This is a genomic window from Luteimonas sp. RC10 (assembly GCF_014192745.1).
Classification (GTDB): domain Bacteria; phylum Pseudomonadota; class Gammaproteobacteria; order Xanthomonadales; family Xanthomonadaceae; genus Luteimonas.
Window position 1 is genome coordinate 228,072 of sequence record NZ_JACHYJ010000006.1, and the last position, 23,958, is coordinate 252,029.

General features: G+C 66.8%; 24 protein-coding genes. 8 read left to right on the top strand and 16 right to left on the bottom strand.

From position 1 onward, the window contains the following. Positions 1-3: 3 nt before the first annotated feature. The 6 genes from FHW73_RS12280 to FHW73_RS12305 all read right to left on the bottom strand — a co-directional run bounded on the left by FHW73_RS12280 (position 4) and on the right by FHW73_RS12305 (position 5,550). On the bottom strand, positions 4-435 hold the full coding sequence (locus FHW73_RS12280) for a carboxymuconolactone decarboxylase family protein (RefSeq protein ID WP_183427004.1): 432 nt from the start codon (positions 433-435) through the stop codon (positions 4-6). An 81-nt stretch (positions 436-516) separates the two neighbouring features. Next, the gene (glyA, locus tag FHW73_RS12285) at positions 517-1,788 is read right to left on the bottom strand and encodes a serine hydroxymethyltransferase (RefSeq protein WP_183427005.1); all 1,272 of its coding nucleotides are present in this window, start codon (positions 1,786-1,788) and stop codon (positions 517-519) included. A gap of 9 nt (positions 1,789-1,797) precedes the next feature. Beyond that, positions 1,798-2,778, bottom strand: a complete 981-nt coding sequence (gene pdxK, locus FHW73_RS12290; protein ID WP_183427006.1) for a pyridoxine/pyridoxal/pyridoxamine kinase — start codon at positions 2,776-2,778, stop codon at positions 1,798-1,800. Next, complete coding sequence (locus FHW73_RS12295; protein WP_183427007.1) at positions 2,775-3,497, bottom strand: glutamine amidotransferase; 723 nt, start codon at positions 3,495-3,497, stop codon at positions 2,775-2,777. Before FHW73_RS12295 ends, pdxK begins: the two co-directional genes overlap by 4 nt. Next, positions 3,494-4,303 (bottom strand): YggS family pyridoxal phosphate-dependent enzyme, encoded by an 810-nt coding sequence (locus FHW73_RS12300; protein WP_221187551.1) that lies wholly within the window; start codon positions 4,301-4,303, stop codon positions 3,494-3,496. The genes FHW73_RS12295 and FHW73_RS12300 overlap by 4 nt, the downstream gene beginning before the upstream one ends. 5 nt (positions 4,304-4,308) lie before the next feature. After that, entirely contained in the window at positions 4,309-5,550 is a 1,242-nt protein-coding gene (locus FHW73_RS12305; RefSeq protein WP_183427010.1) for a benzoate/H(+) symporter BenE family transporter, read from the bottom strand. 104 nt (positions 5,551-5,654) lie between these two features. Between FHW73_RS12305 and FHW73_RS12310 the strand changes: the two genes are divergently transcribed. Continuing rightward, positions 5,655-7,151 (top strand): PLP-dependent aminotransferase family protein, encoded by a 1,497-nt coding sequence (locus tag FHW73_RS12310; RefSeq protein ID WP_183427012.1) that lies wholly within the window; start codon positions 5,655-5,657, stop codon positions 7,149-7,151. A 149-nt stretch (positions 7,152-7,300) separates the two neighbouring features. On the opposite strand, the gene FHW73_RS12315 is transcribed toward FHW73_RS12310, so the two are convergent. Together FHW73_RS12315 and FHW73_RS12320 are read right to left on the bottom strand one after the other, a co-directional pair. Further along, entirely contained in the window at positions 7,301-8,431 is a 1,131-nt protein-coding gene (locus FHW73_RS12315) for a serine hydrolase domain-containing protein (protein WP_183427013.1), read from the bottom strand. 236 nt (positions 8,432-8,667) lie between these two features. Beyond that, entirely contained in the window at positions 8,668-9,789 is a 1,122-nt protein-coding gene (locus FHW73_RS12320) for an alpha/beta hydrolase (protein ID WP_183427015.1), read from the bottom strand. Between FHW73_RS12320 and FHW73_RS12325 the strand changes: the two genes are divergently transcribed. Beyond that, positions 9,764-10,783 (top strand): helix-turn-helix domain-containing protein, encoded by a 1,020-nt coding sequence (locus tag FHW73_RS12325; RefSeq protein WP_183427017.1) that lies wholly within the window; start codon positions 9,764-9,766, stop codon positions 10,781-10,783. The two genes, FHW73_RS12320 and FHW73_RS12325, sit on opposite strands and share 26 nt — an antisense overlap. A 181-nt stretch (positions 10,784-10,964) precedes the next feature. Here FHW73_RS12325 and FHW73_RS12330 read toward each other — a convergent pair whose 3' ends face one another. From FHW73_RS12330 to FHW73_RS12355, 6 genes are all read right to left on the bottom strand, one after another. Then, positions 10,965-11,891 carry a LysR family transcriptional regulator gene (locus FHW73_RS12330; RefSeq protein WP_221187534.1) on the bottom strand — a complete coding sequence of 309 codons (927 nt, stop codon included), beginning with the start codon at positions 11,889-11,891 and terminating at the stop codon, positions 10,965-10,967. 2 nt (positions 11,892-11,893) lie between these two features. Then, positions 11,894-12,871: an MBL fold metallo-hydrolase gene (locus tag FHW73_RS12335; RefSeq protein ID WP_183427018.1), complete on the bottom strand. Its 978-nt coding sequence runs from the start codon at positions 12,869-12,871 to the stop codon at positions 11,894-11,896. Positions 12,872-12,975: 104 nt separating this feature from the next. Then, positions 12,976-14,187, bottom strand: coding sequence for a serine hydrolase domain-containing protein (locus tag FHW73_RS12340; protein ID WP_183427020.1), 1,212 nt, complete (start codon positions 14,185-14,187; stop codon positions 12,976-12,978). A gap of 136 nt (positions 14,188-14,323) precedes the next feature. Beyond that, complete coding sequence (locus tag FHW73_RS12345) at positions 14,324-14,698, bottom strand: GFA family protein (RefSeq protein WP_183427022.1); 375 nt, start codon at positions 14,696-14,698, stop codon at positions 14,324-14,326. Positions 14,699-14,743: 45 nt separating this feature from the next. Next, positions 14,744-15,685 carry an alpha/beta hydrolase gene (locus FHW73_RS12350; protein WP_183427023.1) on the bottom strand — a complete coding sequence of 314 codons (942 nt, stop codon included), beginning with the start codon at positions 15,683-15,685 and terminating at the stop codon, positions 14,744-14,746. Continuing rightward, on the bottom strand, positions 15,682-16,425 hold the full coding sequence (locus tag FHW73_RS12355) for a class I SAM-dependent methyltransferase (RefSeq protein WP_345776182.1): 744 nt from the start codon (positions 16,423-16,425) through the stop codon (positions 15,682-15,684). Before FHW73_RS12355 ends, FHW73_RS12350 begins: the two co-directional genes overlap by 4 nt. Before the next feature lie 22 nt (positions 16,426-16,447). On the opposite strand from FHW73_RS12355, the gene FHW73_RS12360 reads away from it, so the two are divergent. Together FHW73_RS12360 and FHW73_RS12365 are read left to right on the top strand one after the other, a co-directional pair. Beyond that, a complete protein-coding gene (locus FHW73_RS12360; RefSeq protein WP_183427025.1) occupies positions 16,448-16,870 on the top strand; it encodes an Rrf2 family transcriptional regulator in 423 nt (140 codons plus the stop codon). Between the two features lie 256 nt (positions 16,871-17,126). After that, positions 17,127-17,540 carry a hypothetical protein gene (locus FHW73_RS12365; protein WP_183427027.1) on the top strand — a complete coding sequence of 138 codons (414 nt, stop codon included), beginning with the start codon at positions 17,127-17,129 and terminating at the stop codon, positions 17,538-17,540. Between the two features lie 350 nt (positions 17,541-17,890). Here FHW73_RS12365 and FHW73_RS12370 read toward each other — a convergent pair whose 3' ends face one another. Beyond that, positions 17,891-18,166, bottom strand: coding sequence for a DUF1778 domain-containing protein (locus FHW73_RS12370; RefSeq protein ID WP_183427028.1), 276 nt, complete (start codon positions 18,164-18,166; stop codon positions 17,891-17,893). Positions 18,167-18,477: 311 nt separating this feature from the next. Here FHW73_RS12370 and FHW73_RS12380 point away from each other — a divergent pair, with 311 nt between their 5' ends. From FHW73_RS12380 to FHW73_RS12395, 4 genes are all read left to right on the top strand, one after another. Beyond that, complete coding sequence (locus tag FHW73_RS12380) at positions 18,478-19,101, top strand: GntR family transcriptional regulator (RefSeq protein ID WP_183427030.1); 624 nt, start codon at positions 18,478-18,480, stop codon at positions 19,099-19,101. A 154-nt stretch (positions 19,102-19,255) separates the two neighbouring features. Further along, complete coding sequence (locus FHW73_RS12385; RefSeq protein ID WP_183427032.1) at positions 19,256-19,396, top strand: benenodin family lasso peptide; 141 nt, start codon at positions 19,256-19,258, stop codon at positions 19,394-19,396. A gap of 50 nt (positions 19,397-19,446) precedes the next feature. Further along, a complete protein-coding gene (locus tag FHW73_RS12390; RefSeq protein WP_183427034.1) occupies positions 19,447-20,124 on the top strand; it encodes a lasso peptide biosynthesis B2 protein in 678 nt (225 codons plus the stop codon). Then, entirely contained in the window at positions 20,124-21,869 is a 1,746-nt protein-coding gene (locus FHW73_RS12395) for an asparagine synthase-related protein (RefSeq protein ID WP_183427036.1), read from the top strand. The genes FHW73_RS12390 and FHW73_RS12395 overlap by 1 nt, the downstream gene beginning before the upstream one ends. On the opposite strand, the gene FHW73_RS12400 is transcribed toward FHW73_RS12395, so the two are convergent. Further along, positions 21,866-23,929: an Atxe2 family lasso peptide isopeptidase gene (locus tag FHW73_RS12400; RefSeq protein WP_183427041.1), complete on the bottom strand. Its 2,064-nt coding sequence runs from the start codon at positions 23,927-23,929 to the stop codon at positions 21,866-21,868. The two genes, FHW73_RS12395 and FHW73_RS12400, sit on opposite strands and share 4 nt — an antisense overlap. Positions 23,930-23,958: the final 29 nt, after the last annotated feature.

Sequence of the window (23,958 nt, forward strand, 5' to 3'; positions counted from 1 at the left end):
GACCTACTGACGCATGCCGATCGCCAGACGATTGAACGCGCTCATCAACGCGACCGCGAAGCTGAGGTCCGAGATCTCGGCGTCGCTGAAGACGGCCTTGAGCGGCAGGAAGACGTCATCCGGCGCATGACTGCGCGCCACATCCACCAGCGCCTCGGTCCAGGCCAGCGCCAGGCGCTCGCGTTCGCCAAAATGCGCACTGACCCGCCAGCCCGCCAGTGCGTCCAGCTTGGCCTGAGGCATGCCGTCGGCGCGGAGCGCCGCGGCATGCATCTCCAGGCAGAACGCGCAGCCGTTGATCTGCGAGACGCGCAGATAGACCAGCTCGACGAGCGGCTTGCCGAGTGGACTGTTGTCCAGCGCCTGCTTCGCCAGCCCGAAGCCGCGATAGGCCTCGGGCGAGAGGGTTTGGTAGGGCAAACGAAGCGACGACATCGGTGCGCTCCTGAAATAAAGCGGACGGGCGCTGCGCGGCGTGCGCTGGCGCGCAGCGTCCCCGTGGTGCACTGGCCTTGCTCAGCCGTACACCGGATGGCGCCGGCACAGTGCCACCACTTGTGTACGCACGTGCTCCCGGATGCGCGTCAGCGCCTCGTCGCCGATCTCGAGCGCATCGAGCACATCGCACAGCCAGCCGGCCAACTGCTCGCATTCGGGCACGCCGAAGCCACGCGTGGTCACCGCGGGCGTGCCGATGCGCAGCCCCGAAGTGACAAACGGAGACCGCGGATCGTTGGGCACGGAATTCTTGTTGGTGGTGATGTAGGCATCGGCCAACGCCGCGTCGGCGTCCTTGCCGGTGTAGGGCTTGGCGGACAGGTCGATCAGCATCAGATGGTTGTCGGTGCCGCCCGAGACGATCGTGTAGCCACGGCGCTGCAACACCGCGGCCATCGCGCGCGCATTGGTCACCACCTGGCGTTGATAGGTCTTGAACTCGGGGCGCAGCGCCTCCTTGAACGCCACCGCCTTGGCCGCGATGCCATGCATCAACGGCCCGCCCTGGGTGCCGGGGAACACCGCCGAATCGAGCTTCTTGTAGAACTCGCTGCCCTGCCCCTTGGCCAGGATGAGACCACCACGCGGTCCGCGCAGCGTCTTGTGGGTCGTGCTGGTCACCACATGGGCGTGTGGCAGCGGGTCGGGATACTCGCCCGCGGCCACCAGGCCGGCGACATGCGCCATGTCTACCCAGAAGATCGCCCCCACCTCGTCGGCGATCGCCCGCATCCGCGCCCAGTCCTTGTGGCGCGAGTACGCCGAGAAGCCGCCGATCAGCATCTTCGGCCGCGTCTCGCGCGCGATCCGCGCCATTTCGTCGTAATCGATCAACCCCGTTTCGGGGTCCAGCCCGTACGGCACGATCCTGTAGTGCCGACCGGAGAAGTTGGCCGGATTGCCGTGCGTCAGGTGACCGCCCTGCGCGAGGTTCATGCCCATGACCGTGTCGCCCGGCTGGGCCAGCGCCAGGAACACCGCCGCGTTCGCCTGCGCGCCGGCATGCGGCTGGACATTGGCGTAGTCGCAATCGAACAGCGCCTTGACGCGTTCGATCGCCAGACGCTCAGCGACGTCCACGTAGCCGCAGCCGCTGTAGTAGCGCTTGCCGGGGTAGCCTTCTGCGTACTTGTTGGTGAGCACCGAATTCTGGACCGCCATCACCAAGGGGCTGGCGTAGTTTTCGGAGGCGATCAGCTCGACATGGTCTTCCTGCCGGCGCGCTTCGTGCTGGATGGACTGGGCCAGTTCGGGGTCGAACTCGGCCAGGGTCAGGGTGGCGTCGTACATGGCAATGGCCTATGGCGTGGGGTATGGGGTGGGACGGGCGCCATCGGGCGCGGGCGTGGGCGTTTGCGTCGGACGGCGTGCCTGTCGGTGCCGCCAGCGCGCCGCGGTCACACGCGCGCGTGACGAGGGCGCGGCATCGCCACGCGGGTGGCCCGACATCGGCAGCAGCAGTTCGGCGCATTGCGCCTGCTCGGTCCGCCGCAGCGCCTCGACGACATGGCGGCAGGCCTGCGTCGCCGCATCCACCAGGCCCAGCCCGCGCAAGCAGTGCCCGGTCAGCGCCGCGCAGAACAGGTCGCCGGTGCCCTTGGGCGTGATGGCGACGCGCGGATGCACGATCACGTCGACCGATGTGCGCGTGACCAGCACCACCTGGGTCTCGCCCGCGGCCCAGGTGTCGGGGGCGGCGCTGGTCACCGCGACCCACTGCGTGCGGCCGGTCAACAGTGTCCGAGCGGCGGCGACCACGCTGTCGACATCGTGCACGGAGCGACCGGTCAGCTGCGCCAGTTCGAACCCGTTCGGCGTCAAGCCGTCGGCCAAGGGCAGCAGCTCTCGGCGGTAGGCCTCGACCAGCCCGGGATCGACATAGACGCCGTGGTCGTGATCGCCGATCACCGGGTCGATCACGACACACAGCGCCGCGCATGCGTCCAGGCGCGTGCGGATCCAGCGCGCCACGACCGCGGCCTGCCGTGGGTCGCCCAGATACCCGACCAGCACGGCGCGCAGGTCTGCGAGTGCGCCGCGCGCCGACAGATCCTGCAAGTAGCCCGCGACCCAGCCCGCCGGCAGCGCGCCGCCGTGCAGCGTCGGGTAATGCGGCGTATTGCTGAAGACCACGGTCGGCACCGCCGCCACCGCAAGCCCCAATGCGTCCAGAGTCGGCACTGCGACGGCGTTGCCGACCCGCCCATAGACCACTTGCGACTGCACCGAGACCACGTCCAGCGCGAGCGGCCGAAGGTCAGGCGAGTGTGCTGCGCTCATCGTGCCGCGCCCGCCGCATCGTCGGTCTCGAGCTCGTCGAGCCAGGCACCGAACACCGCCTGCGCCACCCGCGGCAGATCGTCTCGCCTGGCGTGCGCATCGGCGCGCAAGGCGCGCGGATCGAGGCCGGCCTGCGCCAGTTCGCAGGCATGGCCGATCAACCACTGTTCGATGCGCTGCGGCTCGGCCTCCAGATGACATTGCAGCGCCAGCACATGCCGGCCGATGGCGAAGGCCTGATGGGCACACGCGTCGGTCCCCGCCAGTCGGACCACACCGGCCGGAATCTCGAAACGATCGCCATGCCAATGCAACACCGGCACGCCGTCCAGCGCCGCCAGCGGTGACGCCTCGCCCTCGGCTGTCAGCCTCAACGGCGCAAAGCCGATCTCCTTGTGACCCATGCTGGCGACATCGGCGTCGAGTGCACGGGCGATCAACTGCGCGCCCAGGCAGATGCCGAGCAGCGGCCTGGCGTTTTGCAGCCGCTGGGCGATGACGTTGAGTTCGTCGGCGAGACACGGATACGTCGCCTCGTCGTACGCACCGATCGGGCCGCCCAGCACGACCAAGAGGTCGGCTGCGGCCAGCGCGTCGGCGTCGATGGGTTCGCTGCCGGCATCCAGATAGCGCACGGTGTAGCCGCGTGCGCCAAGCAGCGGCGCCAGCGTGCCCAGATCCTCGAAGTGCAGATGACGGATCGCAACGGCTGTTTTCATGCTGGTGTCGACTCCGGCCCCGCGGCATCGGGCCAGTAATGGCTGTCAGGCGTCGCGCGGGCGCCGAAGATCGCCTGGCCGACCCGCACGACGGTCGCGCCTTCCTCGATCGCGATCTCGAAATCGCCCGACATGCCCATCGACAGCGCATCGAGTGCGATGCCGGCGGGCGCCTCTTGTTGCAGCCGATCGCGCAACTCGCGCAGCAACACGAAGCATTGGCGCACGCGTTCGGCCTCGCTGGAGAACAGCGCCAGGGTCATCAGCCCGCGCACGCGCAGCGCCGGGAAGGCAGGCAGTGCCTGCAGGAAGGCCGGCACGTCCTCGGGCGCGAGCCCGTACTTGCTCGCCTCGCCCGAGGTGTTGACCTGCACATAGACATCCAGCGAGCGGCCCTCGATCTGCAGGCGCCGTTCCAGCGCCTCGGCCACGCGCAGGCTGTCGAGCGCCTGGAACTCGCTGGCGAACCGCGCCACCAGCTTGGCCTTGTTGGTCTGCAAATGGCCGATGACCGACCACTGCAGGTCGCCCAGATCCTGCATCGCCTCCCACTTGCGGTGCGCTTCCTGCACCTTGTTCTCGCCCAGCAACCGGCACCCCGCCGCATACGCCAGGCGCAGGCTGGCCTCGGGCTTGGTCTTGCTGACCGGCAGCAGGCGCACCGTCGCCGGGTCGCGTCCGACGCGGCGGCAGGCGGCCGCGATGCGCGCCTGCACCGCAGCCAGATTGCGGCGAACATCCTCGACGCTGGTCGCTTCGGGATAGCGGCCGTGCCGGTCGTGGCCGGTCGGGGTGTCGAACGCCATCGCCATCAGCGCACCGTGCCGTCCAGCGGCAGCACAGCCCCCACCGCTGCCGGCTTGCGCTGCGGCCATCGACCGTTGAGCACCGCGTAGGCCACCAGCCCGATCACCAGACCCCAGAACGCTCCGCCGATGCCCAGCAGCTTGATGTTGGCGGCCGCGGCCAGGAACGTGATCAGCGCCGCTTCGCGGGTCTTGGCCTCGGCCATCGCGCTGGCCAGGCTGCCGCCGATGGTGCCGAGCAACGCCAGGCCGGCGAGTGTCGCGATGAAGGTCGCCGGAAACGCCATGAACAACGTCGCCAGCGTCACCCCGAACACCCCGACCAGGATGTAGAACACACCCGCGGCCACGCCGGCGATCCAGCGCTTGGACGGCTGTTCGTGGGCCTCGCGGCCGGTGCAGATCGCCGCGGTGATGGCGGCGATGTTGAAGGCATGCGAGCCGAACGGCGCCATCAGCAGCGAGCCCAGACCGGTCAGCGTCACGATCGGATTGGCACTGGTCTTGAAGCCGTCGTTGCGCAGCACCAGCATGCCCGGCATGTACTGACCGGTCAGCGTGATCAGGAACAGCGGCAACGCCACGCTCAACAAGGCGTTGAATGAGAACACCGGCATGGTGAACACCGGCGCGGCCAGGGCCAGGCGCAGCCCGGCGACATCGACCCGATGCTGGAGCAGCAGGAACACCAGCCCAAGCACCAGGATGCCCACCACCGCATAACGCGGCGCCACCCGCTTGAGCACCAGGTAGCCGACGATCAGCACGCCCGCCAGCAGCGGGTCCAGGCTCACGCCGGCAAAAGCGCCGATACCGAACTGCAGCAGGATGCCGGCCAGCAATCCGGCGGTCACGCCCGGCGGGATCAGCCGGATCACGCGCTCGAACCAGCCCGATACCCCCAGCAGCACGAACGCGGCCGCCGAGATCAGATAGGCGCCCACGGCTTCCGCATACGGCGTCGTCGCCAGCGCGGTGACCAGGAATGCTGCGGCCGGCGTCGACCAGGCGGTGATGATCGGCTCGCGGGTCGTCCAGCTCAGGACGATGCCGGTGATCCCCACCCCGATCGAGACCGCCCACACCCACGAGGCGGTCAGTTCCGGGCTCAGGCCAGCACTCTTGGCCGCCTGGAACACCAGGATGAAGGTGCCGCCGTAATTGACGATGACGGAAATCAGCCCGGCAATGACCGGGTGCGGGAGGTCCTTCCAGCGAACGGACGCAGACGTGGGGGCATGGGCCATGGGGAACGGACGACTCCTACAGCGGCATTGAGCTTGCGGCGCCTATTTATAGGCGGACAATGGCCCGATTCGCCCAGCCACTTTCTGGCAATGGAGCAGACCACTTGTTCAAGCACGCCCAGCTCGAGTCGGTGAAAGCCGCCATCGGCGACCCCGCGCAGCGCGCTTTGCCGCTGCACCTGCGGGTGCAACGCGCGGTGCGTCAGCTGATCCTCGACGGCATGCTCGAGGTCGGCCGGCCGCTGCCGGCATCGCGGGCGCTGGCGAAGTCGCTGGGCGTCTCGCGAGACACCGTCGAAGCCGCCTACAGCCAACTGCACGCCGAAGGCTTCATCGACCGGCGCGTGGGCAGCGGCAGCTTCGTGTCCGAACGCGCGCAGCGCCTGCCCGGCCGCGGCAAGGCACGACGTCCGAGCCCTGATCGCACGCCCGCGCGCCTGAGCGAGCGCGGCAGCGCCCTGTTCCAGCGCGGCGGCGTGCGCGACTTCCCGGCGCCACGCGCCTTCGTGCCCGGTGTCCCGGAAACCCGCAGCTTTCCGCTGCCGACCTGGGAACGGCTCGAGCGCCAGGTCCTGAAGGAGTACGGCACCCGCGCCCTGCTGCACAGCCCGGCCCAGGGCATGGCCCCGCTGCGGCAGGCGATCGCCGACTACGTCAACCTCGAACGCGGCGCGCGGGCCACACCCGACCGCGTGCTGGTCCTGACCAGCTCGCAGCAGGCGCTGACGTTGTGCGCCACGCTGCTGCTCGATGCCGGCGAGCGGATCTTCATCGAAAATCCCGGCTATCACGGCGCACGCAAGGCCTTCGAGGCCGCCGGGTTGCAATGCATGCCGGTCCCGGTCGATGCGCACGGCCTGCAGGTCGACCGCCTGCTCGAGGCCAGTCGGCGGCCCGGCGACACCGCGCGTGCAGTGTTTCTGACGCCTTCGCACCAGTTCCCGTCCGGCGCAACGCTGGCCCTGGACCGGCGCCTGGCGATCATCGACTGGGCCCGGGACCAGCAGGCCTGGATCATCGAGGACGACTACGACAGCGAGTTCCACTACGCAGGCAAACCGACCGCCTGCGTGCAGGGGCTCGATCCGCACGAGCGCACGCTCTACATCGGCACCTTCACCAAGTCGCTGTTCCCCGGACTGCGCGTCGGCTACATGGTGCTGCCCCCGTCCCTGGTCGCGCCGATGAACGCCGCCCGCACCTTGCTCGACGGCCACAGCGCCCCGATCCCACAACTCACGCTGGCCCGCTTCATCGAAGGCGGCCATTTCGGCGCCCATGTGCGCAACATGCGCGCCGTCTATGCCGAACGCCGGGACGTGCTGGCCGCGCTGACCCGACAGCACCTATCCGAGTTTCTCGAACCCCGCGTGCCGGCTGGCGGCATGCAGATGCCCTGCCTGTTCGTCGACGACCTGTCCGAAGCCGAGGCCGTGGACGCCGCGCACCGCGCAGGCATCGACCTGCTCGGCCTGAGCACGCTGTCCATCGCGGATGCGCCCACGCCGGGGTTTCTGATGGGATTCGCCGCCCACGCCCCGCAGGAGATCGAAGCGGGGATCAAGACGCTGGCGAAGGTGCTGCGCGGGCTGGGCCGCTGAGTTGCGGCCTGATGCGTCCTCGAAAAACGCCTTGTTGGCCAGCACCCGTCACGCCTGCACTGCACCATGTCGCCCCTGTCGTGCGTGACCGCTTGTTCTTCGATGATGAAGCCCGCTCGATTATCAACAGGCCACGCAGCGCCGTGTGGTCAAAGGTTCGCCGCCGAGTCTTCAGTCGTACCGGGACGGGATTGATAGAACTCGCCGATGCGACGGATGAATCTCTGCGGATTCGATCCCGCGAGGTTGGTCAGTACGATGACGGCCAGATCTTCGTCGGGATAGACAACAAAGGCAGCCCGCGCGCCGCCGATGCCCGCGACCTGGCGGGGAAAATCCGCCTTGAGGACCGACCAGCCCAAGGCCCATTCGCCCTGCGCACCGCTATTGAGCGCCTCTGGTTGCCACATCCCCTGCATGTGCGCCGCGTCGATCAGGCGCTTCTCGGACAGCGCGATGATCCAATGCGCAAGCTCCTCGGCCGTGGTTTGCATACCGCCGCCTGCCCAGACGCTATACGGAATCTCATAGATCCAGTGCGATAGTCGATCAGCGTCGTCCGGAGCCTGCGTGCCCCGAGGGGAACGGCTGTAGATCGTGGCAGCCCCGGCAACCAAATCATAGCTATCGCCAAAGGTGCTGGCCGCCATCCCGGCGACAGCGAACTGGCGCTCGGCGACGAATCGTTCGTATGGCTGTCCAGTGAGTTCGACGATGACCCGTGATAGCAGGCCATAGTTTGTCTGGTTGTATGCGAACGCCTCGCCCGGTCGCGCATCGATCGGTCGCGCCTCCACGGCGGCCCAGGCTTCCCGCTCGGTCAGGCCGCCAAGAGCGCCCTGTGCGTCGACCAGATCAGGCAGGCCGGAGGTGTGCCCCAATAGCTGTCGGATACGCACCTCGTGCCACGCCGCCGGCAGGTTGTCCAGGTAACGCGACAATGGCGCATCGAGATCGACACGCCCGTCCTGGACAAGCTGCATGACGGCCACGCCCGTGATCGATTTGGTCGCCGAGTTGATCGGAAAGAGGGTCTTGCCCGTGACCGGCACCCGATTCTCGACGTTCGCAAATCCGAAATTCTCAAGCAGGACCACCTTTCCCTGGCTGACCACGGCCAGCTGAAGTCCTGGGATCCTCTGCTCGCGCATGGTCTGCTGGACGAATGCCGTCGCCCGGCGGTTGGCTTCTTCCAGCGACGTGGTCGCCTGTGCGGAAGACGGAAAACAGGTCGATAGTCCTGCCACCACAATGGCACCACGCAACAGTGCGAACAGCATACGATCCCCTCAAGGAAGTCTTGGTAGATATGCCATGACGGCTCCGACATGCCGGAGGTGACTGCGCAGGCTAGTGACACTCGACCTCCACATGCCAGTGCAAAGCGTCATGTCCGAGGCACGAGCGAGGCAGTCCGCGACAGCGGTGCTGATGAGCGTCGGTCCGGCGCCGCTGAGTCGAGCGGATCCTTCGCGGTACATGCCCGCGAAGGCCGATGCGGGGCGGCGCGGCGGCTTCAGCCAGCCGATGCCGTCGACCGCGCGTCGGGCCAGGCGTCGACCTCGGTCTCGTCGATGGCCGGGAACAGCCCCGCCGTCACCTTGCCTCTCTGGCCAACGGCCTGGTCATGTGTCGCCACCGCCCACTCCATGGCTTGCCGCATGCGCGCGATGGCGTGCCGGCTGGCCGGCTCGGTATCACCGTAGGCATGGAACTCGTGCGTCATGTGGTCCCAGACATCCAGGCGCACGCCTGCCCCCTGGCCGGCGGCCTGCTTGGCGAACGCGCGGATCATGTCCACCAGGATCTCCTTGTCGCCCGCCTGGATGTACAGCGGCGCCGTGCCGCCAAAATCCTGTCCCATGGGCGAAAGTGCCTCGTCGGTGTAGGTCCCCTGTCCCTTCAACCACGCCCCGTACTGCAAGGTCTGGTAGCCCTGCACCATGTCGTACCGGTCGTTTCCGAACTGGCTGTCGCCCAATCGGCCGATGTAGGTCCATGGACTGATCGCGATCGCCAGCAGCGGCTGCGGCAGTTCCGATGCCCGCAGCGCGGCCAAGGTCATCAGCACCAGATGCCCGCCCGCCGAGTCACCACAGAGGATCAGGTCCGTTGGCGCGATCCCCGTCGTCACCAGGTGCCGGTAAGCGGACAAGGCATCGTCGAGCTGCGCAGGATGCGCGTGCTCGGGCGTCATCCGGTATTCCAGCGAGAAGATCCGCACCTGCAGCATGTGCGCCAGCATCGCGATGAAGTTGCGCGTCACCGCCGCATGGAAGGTATAGCCGCCGCCGTGGAAGTACAGAATCGTCAGCGCACCCGTGTATTCCTTCGGGGTGAACCACGCACCTGGCGGTTCTCCGGCCCCGCTCTCCCGGATCTCCACGGGCGGCGGCGGGCCGGCAATCGTGAAGCAACTGTCGAAGTAGGCGCGCCCTTCTGCGATCGTGTCCAGCGAGAAGGCGTGGTTGAATTGGCGACGATAGAACAGCGTCCCGATTTCAAACGGTATCGACCACTCGGCCACCAACGGTTTGCCGACAACCCGGCGCGCAAGCACCGTCAACGACGTGGTCAGCAGCACCCAGGCGCTCCGCACTCGATGTGATAGCTTGCCCTGGAACACGGTTCTGGTCATGGCGTCTTGCTCGACAGGTCCGGTGGATGAAGGTGGGATTGTCGAAGGCATGAGACGCGCCGGTATAGAACGCAAGCGACATGTCGGGCGGTCGTCGGAGGCGGCGCGGTTGCATATGCCGCCGCCCGCCTTGGCCGGCTGCGTCCATAGCGCGATCGAGCGCGACACGCGCGGGTTGAGTCTCACGGCCGCAGAGCGGATCAACATGTATCCCGCCTCGCCCCTGCCCTCCTTGTCCTGGATCCTCGACGGGCAGTTGCACATGGTCGACGTCGACGGCGGCGCACCCGCCCGGCCGCGCGACGCGCCATTGCCGGCCCTCGTCTTTGCCGGCCCATTCCGCAAGCCCGCCGCCAGTTGGTCGCCTGGCCCGGTCCACGCGTTGATGGTCAGCTTCTACCCCGATGCGCTGGTACGGCTGTGGGGCATCCGGTTGCAGGCGTACGTGGACACCGTCGTCCCCGCCGACCAGGTATTGCCCCCCGAAGCGCTCGCGGCCCTGTCGGGCATCGGCGAATGCGATGCGCCGCTCGACGCGCTGGACACGCGCTTGACGCCGTTATGGCAGGACGCCCAGCAGGCTGCAGGCATCGTGGGGATCCGCAGTTGGCTGACCTCGCTGACCGCACGGGGCGCCCGCACCTCGCTCGGCGTGGGCATGCGACAGGTCCAGCGCCGGATCAAGCAGCTGACCGGACAGAGCCAGCGCGATCTTGAACTGTACGCACGCATCGAAGGCGCGTTCGCCTATGCCGCGCACCACGCGCCGGATCTGGCCACTGTCGCGGCGAACGCAGGCTACAGCGACCAGTCCCATCTGGGGCGCGAAGTGAAGCGGGTGACCGGACTGTCGGCGCGGCAGTTGCGCGACAAGACCTGGCAGGACGAGGCGTTCTGGCTCTACAGATTGCTGGATGCAAGCGCTCGGAATGCACCGCCTGTCGTGGACATGGAGGCAGACGCCAGATCCAATGGGCCGATCCGCTTCGAGTAAGCGAGGGCTGAGCGCATGGCATGGGCCCACCCCGACCAGGTCGAAGACCGCTGGCGGAACTGATGTCCCAGATCGGATGTCGTCAGCATCAATACCTGCAATGCGAATAAAAGCAGAATAGCTGCAATCAAGGTCAGCGCGGCCAGTGGACGCTGCCGGCCAACCTCTGCCCAGGCGTGAATCAGCGCGTCGTGACGCCGGCCGCCTGGAACAGCTGATCGCGGAACCAGACACTGGCGGCGTCGTCCCGGCTGCGCGGATGCCAGTAAGCGCTGATCGTGACCTTGGGCAAAGCCAGCGGCGGCGCGAACAAGTCCAACGAGGCGTCGAAGCGCCGCAACAAGCGCCCGGGCAGCGTGCACAGCAGATCGGTATTGGCGACCAGCGCTGGCGCCGTCGCATAGCTCTCGGTCGACATGACGACGTGACGGCAACGGCCCAGCTTGGCGAGCGCCGTATCCACGAAGCCCGAGAACGGATCGCCGGTGGACGAGACCACCAGATGCGCTGCCGCGCAGAACGCCGGCAGGCTCAGCTTGCGGCCGCCGCGCGGATGCCCCTTGCGCTGGGCGGTGAGGAATGTGTCGGTGAACAAGGTCCGCCCCACCCAGCCGTGCTCGGCAACATCGCTGAGCCCGACGAACACATCCACCTCCCCTTGCTCCAGTTGCGCGGGCAAGGCCTGCATGTCCGGGAGCGCGAAACGGACGCGCACCTGCGGTGCCTGCACCCGCAAACGGTTGACCAGGTCGGAGCCCAGCATCAGGGCGGGATTGTCGTGCAGCGCGACGACAAAGGTCCGCTGACTGGTGCTGGGCTCGAACGTCGCTGGCGTGAGCAGGTCCGCAATGCCGCGCAAGACATCGCCCAGCATCGGCCGCAAGGCCAGTGCCCGCGGTGTTGGCACCACGCCGCGGCCACTGGGCGCCGCCACGAACAGCCGATCGCCGAAGACCTGCCGCAGCCGCGTCAGACGGGCCGACATCGCCGGCTGGCTGATGCCCAGCCGCTGCGCCGCATGCGTGATGTTCTGCTCGGCCAGCAACGCGTCCAGCGTCAGCAGCAGGTCCATGTCCAGACCGGGCGGCAAGGCGGCGCGCAGCGACAAGGCTAGTGTTCCTGGCGATTGGTGTAGGTGACCGGTACCCAATCATAGCCACCGTCCACACCGGCCCGGACGTGACCGATGCCCGGGAACGGGAGATGCGGCGCGGCGATCAGCGTGCGCTCGCGCGCGAACGTGGCGAACTGCGCCTGGCGCACCGACTTCGCACCCGCAGGATCCTGGTCGTAGGTGATCGTGACCCCCGGCTTGGGAAACTGCACGGCCGCCGCATGGATCAGGTCGCCCACGAAGGTGATGCTTTCGCCGGCGCTGTCGAGTCGGTAGAACGCGGATCCCGGCGTGTGCCCGGGATGCACCGTGCCAGTGATGCCCGGCAGTACCTGCTGCGTGCCCGAGAACGTGGCGACTTGGTCGGCCTCGAGATACGGCGCCAAGGTCATCCGGGCGATCTCGAAGTACTGCGCATCGTAGCCGCTCTCGCGACGGGCCTCGTCGTCGAAGAAGAAGTCCACGTCCGGCTTGCCGACGTGCACCACGGCATTGGGAAACACGCGCTCGCCATCGCGCACCAGCCCGGCGGCATGGTCGGAATGGGGGTGCGTGAGCAGCACGTCGGTCACATCCTCCGGGCGCAGGCCCTGGGCGGCCAGGCTCTCGAGCAGACGGCCGCCATTGCCGGGCCCGAACACCTGCCCTGCGCCGGTATCGACCAGCACGCGATGGCCGGGCAGTTCGACCAGGAAGACATTGATGGACACCTCGATCGGATTGCGCTCGAAGTTGCGCGCCAGCAGATCGTCAACGGCCTGCGGCGTCGTGCCTTGCAGCAACGGGTGCAGGTCCTGCGCCACCGTGCCATCGGTCAACGCGGTCACCGTGACCTCGCCGATGCGCACGCGATAGCCGCCGGCCTGCTGCTGCATCACCTGCGATGGGGGATCGGCCTGGGCGGGGACCGCGGGAACCTGGAACAACACGGCGGCCAGCAGCGCGGCCGCAAGCGGCGTCCTGGACAGAGACATGTGCAATGCGCTCCGGAGAAGGGATGCCCCATCGTAGGCACTGCCCCCGCCATCCAACCAGACAGCTGCAATCGATAGGCGTCATCCACGCCGTGGATAGCGCGTCACTGCGCTTGCGCGCGGCGCAACACCTCCGCATGGGCGAACAGGGCCTTGAGAATGCCGTCGTAGGCCTTCTCCGTTCCCTCGCCCGAGGTGTTGGTGAAGAAGACAACCCCGGTGCGCAAGTCGGGCGTGGCCAGCATCTCGGTCTTCATGCCCGGATCGCTGCCGCCGTGACCGACATACCGCGTGTTGTACTTCGTCTGCCAGAACAAGCCGGAGTTCTTCTCGGCGATGTCGACATTGCCGGGCTTGTGGGTGGGGGTGAACTGCAGGCGCAGCATCTCGTCCACCGAGTTCTGCTGCAGCACGCGGTTCTCGTTCCCCTGTCCGCGATTGAGCAGCGCGATGAAGAACTTCGACAGATCCTCGACCGAAGTCCGCACGCCGCCATCCGGCCACGTGGTCACGGTATAGGGCTGGATCGCAATCGCCATCTCGTCCTGCGCGATATACAGCGTGGCGTCCGGCGTCGCGCCGGCGGGAGTCAAGTGCCAGCGCGTGCTGTGCATGCCCAGCGGCTCGAACAGGCGGCGTTGCGCATAGCGCGCCAGCGGCTCGCCCGTGACCCGCTCGACGATGTAACCGGCCAGGCCCGCGCCGATGTTGGAATAGTCGCGCTCCGCGCCCGGAGCCGCGGACAGGAAGTTATCGGGCGCGTAGTCGGCGCCGCCCACGGCCAGGTAGCCTTTCAGGAACTCGCCCAGCGGTTGCGGCGCGTCGCGGCCGAAGTGATAGCTGGTGGCATACAGCGACCAACGATCGCTGATGCTGGACGTGTGGGTCGCCAGTTGTCGCAGCGTGATCGGCTGGTCCGGATAATGCGGGTTGCGGACCGCGAATGGCAGATAGCCGCTCACGTCCGCATCGAGCGACAACAGGCCCTCCTCCTGCGCCCGCATCATCGCCGCGCCCACGACGGACTTGCTGATGGACGCAATGTTCATCACCGTGTCCGTGGTGAACGGCCGCCCAGAGTCCCGATCGGCCAGGCCATAACCGCCCCGCCACACCACCTCGCCATCCAGAATGACCGCGGCGGCGACTCCGACCAGGTGGCCCTCGGCCATCTGGCGCCGGATCTCGGCATCGACCGGCGCGCTGTCAGCAGGCGTGGTGGCGGGGACGGCGGGCGTCTGCGCCGTCGCCATTGTCGAGTACATACCGAGCAACCCGGCAAGGATGCCGGCGACCACTGCGTAGCGAACGGCCATGGGAAACTCCACCTGGGAGCTCGGATTCTTCGGCCCGCCAGGGCAACTGGCAGGTGCCATTCGTCATCCCCCGCCCACTGCGGCGGTCAGAGCCGCCCTGCCAGGCCGGAGCCGCGCCCCTCGCCACTGCTCGACGCTAGTCCAGATACTTTCCCGAGCCCGCGCCGTCCTTGTGCCGCACCCGCAACTGCGCCAGGAGCTCGGGCGCCAGCAACCGGGCGTTGATGCCATGTCGCGTGCGGCCGGACGCGCGCGGCGCCCAATGGGTGACGCAGCCACACGTGCTGCACCGATGGAAGTCGACGTGCCGCCCATTCCAGGCATAGGTGTCGGTACCCTCGCCCACCGACAGCCCGGTGATCTCGGACGCCTCGTAGTACACCCACAGCACGCCGTAACGTCGGCACAGGCTGCAATTGCAGTCGATGACCTCGGTAGGCGGGCGGCTGAAGTGCATCACCACGGCACCGCAGTGGCAGCTGGCTTGCACGTCGCGGATGGACTCGGTCATTGCGGTCTCCATGGGGGATGGCGTCAATGCGATGGACGGTGTGGATCAGTCGTTGAAGACAATCGCCGCGAAGTCCTCGATCGCCCGTACCGTGGCCTCGGGCTGTTCCTCCATCAGCCAGTGCCCGGCCCCGTCCACGCGCAGCGTGGTGATGTTGGTCGCACCGTGCGCGGCGAAGGACTGCGTCATGACCGGCAGCGCTTCGCCGGTCGACAATGCGCCGCCCACGACGAGCATCGGCACGGCGAACCGGGCATCCTGCGCCTGGAAGAAGGCCGCGTCCTCAGCAAAGGCGCGGTAGAACGCGAAGCCGGCGCGCAGGCGCTCCGGGGTCTCGTAGGACTTGGCATACACCGCGATGGCATCGTCTGGGATCGCATCGGGGTTCGCGGCGACCTGGCGGATGAAATAGCGGACATATGCCGCCTGACGGCCCTGCACCAGCGCTTCCGCCAGACCCACCTGATTGTGGAAATCGTAGTGCCAGGCGTGCGGACTCGCCGCGATGGCATCGGCCGGGTCCAGACCCGGAATCGGAACATCGAGGATCGCCACGCCACGCACCGCGTCCGGATACTGCCGGGCGTAGGCATAGGCAACCATACCGCCGATGTCGTGCCCGACGATCAGGGGATCGTCCAGGCCCAGATGATCGACGAAGGCTTTGATGTCGGTGGCAAGCGAGGCCTTGTCCCAGCGTTGCCTCGGCGCCGTGCTGCCGCCAACGCCACTGAGATCGGGCGCATACACCCGATACGTCTTGGCGAGCGTCGGCAGGATCGGCTTGAACGCATCCGCACTCTGCGGCCAGCCATGCAACAGGACGATGGCGTGGTCGCCAGCGCCGGCCGACAAGTAGCGCACGGTCTGGTCGCCTACCTGCACCGTCTGGTCGCGGATGTCCGATTGCGCCACCGCCGGTGCGAGCCAGAACAACGTGGCCAGAACGAACAGGACAACACGCAGTGTACGGATCGATGTCGTCATCTTGATTCGACTCCCGAGTAGAGCGGGTCGCAGCGCTCGATCGCCACGATCGTGTCGAGCACGCTCGCCTGCTCGCCGGACGGGCCGAACGCCGTGCGCGAAAGCGAACCGACGAACACCTCCCGCCACTGCGCAGGCGCCAATGCCAGTGCGGCCAGTTCATCGGCGGCGCTCGGGTACACCGTGTCCGGCGCACTCCACGACCACGGCGCGCGCGAGCCATGGGTGACGAGCAGCAGCAAGCCCCCTGCCCCGACCGCCTGCGCGGCGCGCCGCAGCACCTGGGTGCGGCCAAAGGGCATCGGCGACTGCAGGAACAGCGCCGTCACCAGATCGAACGTGCCTTCCGGGAAGCTCTCGCCCAGCTCGTGACGTTCGAACTGGACATGGCCGGCCACCCCCGCGGCGCTGGCCGCCACTCGCGCCGCTTCGAGGGCCGTCTCGGAGATATCGACCCCGGTGACCATCCAGCCGCGCTGCGCCAGCCAGATCGCATCGTCGCCACGGGCGCAGCCCAGCTCCAAGGCACGCCCCGGCGGGCGCCCTTCGGCAAAGCGCGTCAACACTTCAGACGGCCGCCCGCTGGTCGGCGTGGTTCTGCCGGCGTAGACGCGCTCCCAGAAAGCGTGCGCGGTGTCGTCAGTGTGTTCCCCTGCAGAGGGCGCTGCATGTCGGTTCGAAGAAGTCATGTAACATACGATGTACCGTAAGTGTGCGGGCGTCAACCCTCGTGCGTTCATTTGTTACAGAAGGAGTCAAGCCGTGCGTCGAGACAGCCGCCTCCCCCGGGTCCTGCACGCGCTGCTGCATCTCGAGCGCATGGAGGGCCTGGCCACCTCGGAGCTGATTGCCCAGATGCTGGGCACCAATCCGTCCGTGGTCCGCCGCACGATGGGGGGCCTGCGCGAGGCCGGCATCGTGGTCTCCGTCAAAGGGCATGGCGGCGGCTGGTCGCTCGCCAAGCCACTGACCGACGTCTCGCTGCTCGAGATCTACCGCGCGCTCGGCGCACCCACGCTGTTCGCCATCGGCAGCGATGACGAGCAGACCACCTGCCTGCTGGCCCGCGCCGCGAACGCGGCCACCGCCCATGCGCTGGCCCATGCGCAGCAGCAGTTCGAGGACCATCTGGGCAGCGTGTCCGTCGCGGACCTGGCCGCAGACTTTCGCGCCTGGCAGGGCTGAGTCTGGGAGGTTAAGGCGCTGCCGCGTGCGTGAGGCGCGCCCGCGACGGCGACAGAATTGCCCGGCTCCGACACCGCATCGCCTTGCCTGCACACTGTTGGAGGCGAGCACAGCGAGAGATTGGCTGTTCACGGTTCGTGTCGAGCATGAGCCGCACGCACACCGGCTGGGAGCCCAGCCTGCCCTCGGGTCACAATGCGGCCACTGCCTGCCCCGTGGGGCAAGCCATCACTCAACGCATGAAGGCCGCGCCAGAATGAAGGCTCTTATCAAAATCGCGATCCTGTTGCTGCCTCTCGGCGTGTCGGGCTGTGTGATCGGCAATGGAAGAATCTGCGGGCCGCAGACGCCGAGGATCTACTGCGACAAAGAGGCATTCGACAGCCTGCACAACCAGCCTTCGCTCATGGAAAGATGGCAGCACCCCGCACGCCCGCAGATCGAGCGACCCCAGGATTGGATCGCTTGCGGTGGCAGCGCTGATGGCGGCTATGCGGCGGTGTCCGCAAGCACGGATGCGGAGCGCGTAACGCTGTCTAGGGACAACTTCGACCAAATCCAGCGCTGCATGATGGGCAAGGGCTATCGCTACACAGGCACGTGCGAAGGCAAAATTCCCAGCCAGTACCCGGCCTGCCAGCGCCCGGAGGGAGCCGCGGCTGATCGTTGACCGACACCAAGCAATATGGCTCGAGCCTGTTAGAACACCCGGTTTGGGTCTTGCCGCTCTTTGCCGCAGCCCGACCCGCGTCCCTCGCGCCGGATAGTCGGGCTGCGGTCGATAGGCAGGAAGCCACGCACGATCTTCGGGCTTGAGGTCTTCCAACTGCATTTGGGCGGCAGACAACGCGCAGTAGCCAAGCACGCGCCCTGGGGCGCTGTCGTCGACGAGGACATGCGTCGTCGCAATGCCATCCCGGTGGTGCTGGCTCGCTTGCCGGCGCAGGTAGTCATCGAGCGCCCGGACACCACATGAGAATCTGCTCCCGTCGTGCAGCGCGAAACCAGCGCCGTGCGTCGTCAGCGCCGTCCAGTCAGTCTGACAGCGCGCTTCATCGCCTTCCGAAGGCGATCGTTAGGTTGGAACGGTGCATCCAATGCCGCGAGAAAGCGGCGAGATTCCGCCGGGGACAGCGCGACGGTCGTGTCGGCCGCAATGGCCGTGTCCGCCTCCCGAAGCACCGCACTGCGCACGAATGCAGACACCGACATACCGCGCAAGGCAGCGGCGCGGGCGATCCGGTCCTTGTCCCGGGCGTCGATCCTAAGATCCAGACGGGCGGCTGCGTTGCGCATGGGAATCCTCCTGTGGACGGAAATCTACCGTACACAGACCGGCGGCAAAGGGTGCGAGCGACCGAGTATCGCTCCGTTCACGCCCACCAGAGCGCCGCCGGCGGCTTTCCTTTGATGTCGTAAAGCACGCGCGACACACCAAGGACTTCGTTGATGATCCGGGTCGAGCCCCACCCAGGACGTCGCGCAGCAGGTGCGTCCAGTGGCCCCATTTGCTCGAACACGCGCCGCGGCCGCGCAGTTGCAGCGCGGTCCCCGAACAGTAAGATCGGCCCAAGGAGAGGGGGAGCAAGCAGCCACGGAGGACAGCAATGATGATGGGGACCCTTCCGAAGGTCTGGGACGCGTGCGACAAGATCAGGCACGCTATCGTGCGTGGGCGATTCGTCCCAGGGCAGCGTCTGGAACCGGCCACATTGGCCGATGAGCTCACCACCAGCCTCACCCCGATCCGGAATGCGCTGTATCGGCTGAGCGGCGAACGCCTGGTCGATGCGCATTCGCGAGACGGCTTCTACGTGCCCCTGCCTACCGAGGCCGCCCTGCGCGAGCTCTACGACTGCATGGAAGAGCGGCTGCTGACCTGCCTGGCCCGTGGCGCCTTGCCCGGTGACAGACCGTACAAGCGCCCCACCCCACACGATGGCGCCGCCGAGGCGACGTGGCGGCTGTTCGACACCATTGCGCTCAAAACGCGCGTTGTCGAGACGCGGTACATCACCCAGCAGGCCAACGACCGACTCGCGCCGATCCGTGTTGCCAAGCGCAGCCTGTTTCCCGACGCACACGCCGAACTGGACGAGCTGATCACCGCTTGGGAACACGCCGACATCCCACGCTTGGAACGAAAACTGCGCGCATACCACGCTCGCCGCATCGACCGCGTACCGGACATCGTGGAGCTTTTGAACGAAACGCGCCACGCGCCGCACTGAGCGGAGTGCGCGATGCACCGCAATTTGCGGGTGCGCATCACACTTCCAGGGAATTCTGGAAGTACACAACGAAAATCATTTGAGAACACAAGGCAGGCGCTTCAACACTGGCTGTGTCATGGGACGTCCATGACGCAGAAGAGAGGAAGCCATCATGAACTCGAACGACAACATCCGTGACGCCACGACGGAAGAGGTGATCGTGCTGGGTATCGCCAGCATCGAGACCCAGGGCATCGACCTGGGTTTCGAACCGGTCGGCCGGACCCCGATGGCGGGGATCTCTGAAGAGTGAGCGATAGAGGCGCACCTAACGGTGCGCCTCTTTGCTCAAGGGGGTCTACGATGGCGCTTCATCTGCGCAGTGATCTGTCCCACTGCCAAGTGGATGGCAAGCTGGTGTTTCTCGATGTAGCGAAGGACCACTACTTTCGTTTGTCGGAAGCACTGGAGCGACGCTTTCTCGCCTATCTCCGTGACGATTGCAGCGCCGCTGATACGGCAAGATTGGTGGATGCGGGTCTACTCATTGTCGGCGAGGCGCCTGCATCGTCTGAACCAAAATATGCTCGTTCCCCCGTCAGACGAAGTGCGATGGAACAAGCGCAGTTCGTTCTGCACGCGACCGTGCTGGAACGACTGGACACAGTGCGGACCGTGACCCTCTCCCAGCTGGCCCTAAAGACGCAACCTCTGGCCTACGTGCTATCGGCGCTCGAAGTCGAACGTGAGCGACGGATGGTCCTTATCCCAGCCCCTCAACAGAATCGAGATGACGAGGCGTACATCAAAGCGACGGCTGCTTTTCTGGCGGCCCGGCCGTACGCACCGATCGAAACCCGCTGTCTCGTCGACTCGATTGCTCTCATCCGATTTTTGGCCAGGCGCCGCCTTCCTGCGGACCTGGTGTTTGCCGTGACCGGCACGCCATTCTCGGCGCACTGCTGGGTCCAGGTCGGCGACCTGGTGCTCAACGAGACCCTGGGCAACACGCAGGCCCACACGCCAATCCGGGTGGTGTGATGAGCTTCCGCTTCCTAGCAGTGGTTGACCCCGCCGGAAACATGAGCGCAGAGGCCGTGATGCAATGGGAAGCAGCGCTTGGTGATGCCCATATGTATCGCCAACTCGTGTCGGCAACCTTGGTCGTACTTGCCTCCGAGCGAACACCTTCCATGCTGCTTGCCGATGGCAGCCTCCTTCTCGGACATGTGTTCTCGAAGGAGGGATTGCGCATCCAGGATGCGCGCCAGTTTCCTGCGTTCAAGGACGCGACGGAAGCACGGAGGCATCTCATCGAACAGTACTGGGGCCCCTATCTGCTCGTACAAGCCGATGACGAACGTGGCGGCGTCACGGTGCTGCGCGAGCCCTCGCCGCATAGCGACGTGAGTTGCTTCTACGGTTTGCAGGACGGCGTGGGCTTCGTCACCTCGGATATCGCCCTGGCGGAACGCATTGGCCTCTATCGCCGCCAAATCGACTGGGATGCCATTCTTCGTCGTCTGGCGTTCCCGCAACACAAGAGCGCCCACACCGCGCTTGCCGGCGTTCACGAGCTTCTGCCGGGTCAGGCCCTACGCCTGCAAGGATCCGAAGCCACCACATCGCAGATGTGGACGCCGTGGACCTTCGTGACGCCGGATGCAAGACACCGCAATGCAAACGGCGCAGCGGCGGACGTGCGGCAGGCGGTGTCGACCGCGACAACAACGCTGGTAAGCATCGACCACGCCATCCTGCTCGAACTGTCCGGCGGTCTCGACTCGTCCATCGTCGGTACATCCTTGCGGGGGACCCACACCCCGATCGTCTGCACCTCCCTCGTCACGACAGTGCCCGGGGCGGATGAGCGCGCGTACGCGATCCAGATTGCCAATCAACTTGGCGTCGAGCTTCATACCGAGACACTCCACATCGACGACGCCACGTTCGAATTCGACGTGCATCCGCAATGCACCGTGCCCAGGGTCGGCGTGCTCCAACATGCCGTGGACCGGGTCATGCTTGCGGCGGCCGCACGCCACGGCATCGACGCCTTCTTTTCCGGCGGCGGGGGCGACACCATCTTTTGCGCATTGGACACAGCGGCCCCGGCTGCCGATGCCATGCGCGTGCGGGGCCCAGCTGCAGGCGTGGCCGCCGTACGGGATCTGGCGACGCTGCATCAGTGCACGCTATGGAAGGCCGGCCGCCTGGCACTGCGGAAGCTCCGGCGCGCAGCTGGCGCAGATCGCCCACCCGACAGCAGCTTCCTGCCGCCAGGCATCGATACACCAAACACCGGTCCCCATCCCTGGGCAGTCGCACCGTCGGACGCCCTGCCCGGGGACATGGAACGGATTCGCAGCCTTGCCATCTGCCAGGCCTATCGCGACAGCCTGGCGCGCGGCGAGGCGTTCACGATGCGGATGCCTCTACTCGCGCAGCCGGTCGTGGAGGCCTGCCTACGCACACCGACCTGGATGTGGATCGCGGGCGGCAAGAACCGCGCCGTTGCGCGAGCGGCATTCGCGGATCGCCTGCCGCCCGACATCCTCCACCGTCGCAGCAAAGGCACCTTCATGAGCTATCTGGGTGCGGTGTACACACGTAATCGAGCGCCGATGCGCGACTTCCTGCTGCAGGGCCGCCTGCAGCAGGAAGGCCTGCTGGATACGACAGCAATCGCCGAGTTCATGCGCCACGACAGCCCAGAACGTGGAGAGGCCTTCACCCGCATCTTCGACCTGTGCATGGTCGAGAACTGGGTCCGGCATCAACCCTAACCGCCATCATCATCGCGTTTGGCCGCAACCGGCAACCCCGCCTTCATCGCCCGCCAGTGCGCGTACTGGGCGCGCTTCGCCGGGTTCGGGTCCTCCACACCCCTTAGCCAGAAGCGGAACCAGTCCAAGTTGCGCTCGTACACCGCCAGCTTGTGCTTAGGCTGGAACTTCTGGTGCGGCTCGTGCGGAAAGACGTACAGGTCCGCCCGACCCTCGCGCATCAGCGGTACGGCATAGTCCAACGAATGGATGTACTCCTGCTCCGGCAGCTGCATCAGGATCGGCGCACGGATGCGGTCCAGGTTGAACAACGGCGAGAACTGGCGCCACCGCTCTGGCGTTTCTTCCGGTGCTCCCAGCTGCCACCCTGCCTGTAGGCGCGTTGGGAAGGCATCGCCGAAGTTGCTGAGCAGCAGGTGATACAGCGGTGACAGCCCCAGAGAGCTCACTGAGGCAGCCGTCAACACCTGCGAGTGCGTGACCGTCCACATGGTGATTTCCGACCCCAGGCTCAGCCCGCCCATGCCCACGCGTTCGGGATCGATTTCGCCCTGGGCCGCCAGCAGCGCGACCACGCTTTCGACGGCAGACCGCCCCTGCTCGTACTGCTCGACGCCATCCTCCCTCGACGGCGCCAGGGTGATGCACAGCGCGGCAATGCCGTCCTGCGCCAGTGAGGCGAAGGGCAGTTCCTCACCCAGACCGCCGCGCACGAACCCTTTACACCAGTAATAGCTGACGAACAGCGGCGGCAGCCCCGGCCCCGCATGACGCGCCGGATAGAACTGCCCCGTGAATTCCTGGCCATTGGCATCCGTCCACCGCAGCAGCCGCACCCGCGTGGCGGCCATGTCGGCAGTCAATGCAGGATTCGGGTCGAACAGTTCCACGCGTGCACCACTATCGATATCGATCCGTTCCAACCTGGGTGGCCGGTCCGCCTCGGCCACCACGCAGGCCAGGGTCCTTGTGGAGACGCCGCAGTCACTGGGCATCAGGCGCACCCCGCCATTCACCAACCCCCGGCTGCGCACGACCGGGTGCACCGCCCCTGTCTCCACGTTCCAACGATGGATCGATTGCGCATGCCCCTCACTGGACGCCTCCACGGTGAACAGCACTTCGTCCGTTCCTGGGCGCCATTGCACCGCATTGATCACCCCGCTGGCGCAGGCCTGCGCTTCGCACAGGACCGGAATGCGCGCCCGCGCGTGCGGCAGCACGGCCAGCGCCGTCCCTGGCCTGTCTCGCAGGCCGTTGCGCTCGCCTATGCGTGTGATCAACGCGATGCGGCGGCCCGCAGGCTCTGGCCGCACCAGGTGGACATCGCCATACCCGGGCGCAAGTTCCACGTTAGCAAGCGGCGCCGACGGCATCCGATCAGGTTCGAGGTCGCGCCGCTCGCGCGTGATCAGGTCCAACGCCGTCCAACGATCCGGCACATCGTCGAGCAGCGGGTAGCGGAGGACTTCGTTATCTTTGAGGCGCTGCGTGGCCAGGCGCCCATCCACATAGCCGGACCGGAACACCGGCTGGCCCAACGGCACAGTCCGATCGATACGGACGCCCCGCTCGTATTCCGCCTGCTCCGCTGCCAGCACGACCTCCCGCGGCGCGCCCACGCTGTAGTGCAGTTCCCCGCCATCCGCGCTCAGCGTGAAAGCACGGACATCGGCTGGGCCTTGCGTCAGCACCTCGGCACCCGAACCATCCGCAGCGGCACGCCACACGTCGACCCGGCCGTCCAGCAACGCCCGGTAGTAGATCCAGCGCCCATCGGGCGACCACACCGGCGGCGCCGGGATCGACAGCCCGGCTTGCTCCCGTAGCGGCGTGCCGCCGTCCGCAACCCGCAGCGGTGGCGAAGCGCCATTCAGGCCTTGGACGTACCAGACCGAATCGTAGGTATTGCGCTCTACCGTGGGTTGCTCGATCCGGTAGGCCACAGAACGGCCATCGGGCGAGACCGCGACACCGCTGAAGTCCGCGACCTCCACCAGCCGACGCGGCGAGATTGCATCGGCCGGCGCAGCGCCGGCCCAGGCAATCAGTACGGCCACGACTGTCCACGCCCATCGGCGTGTTGCCG